The 713-nt window shown below is 48.4% G+C and carries 2 tRNA genes and 1 rRNA gene; all 3 read left to right on the top strand.

Annotation, left to right across the window (positions count from 1 at the left end):
- Nucleotides 1–118, top strand: a 16S ribosomal RNA gene (locus tag IB259_RS30850); the annotation flags it as partial.
- Nucleotides 119–252: 134 nt separating this feature from the next.
- Nucleotides 253–329, top strand: a tRNA-Ile gene (locus IB259_RS30845).
- 23 nt (nt 330–352) lie between these two features.
- Nucleotides 353–428, top strand: a tRNA-Ala gene (locus IB259_RS30840).
- The last annotated feature ends 285 nt before the right edge of the window (nt 429–713 follow it).

Here is a 713-nt window from a genome sequence, read left to right as displayed (position 1 = left end):
TTTACCAGAAGTAGTTAGCCTAACCGCAAGGGGGGCGATTACCACGGTAGGATTCATGACTGGGGTGAAGTCGTAACAAGGTAGCCGTATCGGAAGGTGCGGCTGGATCACCTCCTTTCAGAGCTTAAGTGCTCGTGTTAAGCGTCCACTCTTATCGGTTGTTTGATATAGCTGGGATCAGTTGCAGGCTTGGGTCGAGGGAATCTTCCCTGGGTCTACAGCTTTCCTGACTGCTGATCCGAAAAGGTTTTTGGGTCTGTAGCTCAGTCGGTTAGAGCACCGTCTTGATAAGGCGGGGGTCGTTGGTTCGAATCCAACCAGACCCACCAAGTATTCTGCGTATGCGGGATATGGGGGTGTAGCTCAGCTGGGAGAGCGCCTGCTTTGCAAGCAGGATGTCATCGGTTCGATCCCGTTCACCTCCACCAAGTACCTAATCACCTGGTGATGTAGAGGCTAACTCATAGTGTCGTTGAAACGGCCTTATGAGTTAGGTTTTACCTGACAGCTATATTTGTTCTTTAACAATCTGGAAGAAGCACAACGAAATGTGCTCATCGAGTAATCAGCTTGCTGATGAAGATGGGTACGGGTTGTGATTGCATTAATTTTGTTCCAAGTTCTCAAGACTGGGGTGAATAACCTCAGACTGCTTTGAAACTTATGAACGGCACAAACGCTAATACTCAGGTCCTATAGCCTACAGCGTTATA

Origin of the sequence: Achromobacter sp. ACM04 (assembly GCF_014851465.1) — a bacterium.
Taxonomy (GTDB): Bacteria; Pseudomonadota; Gammaproteobacteria; order Burkholderiales; family Burkholderiaceae_B; genus Achromobacter; species Achromobacter aegrifaciens.
This window is presented reverse-complemented; position numbering and strand designations above follow the sequence as displayed.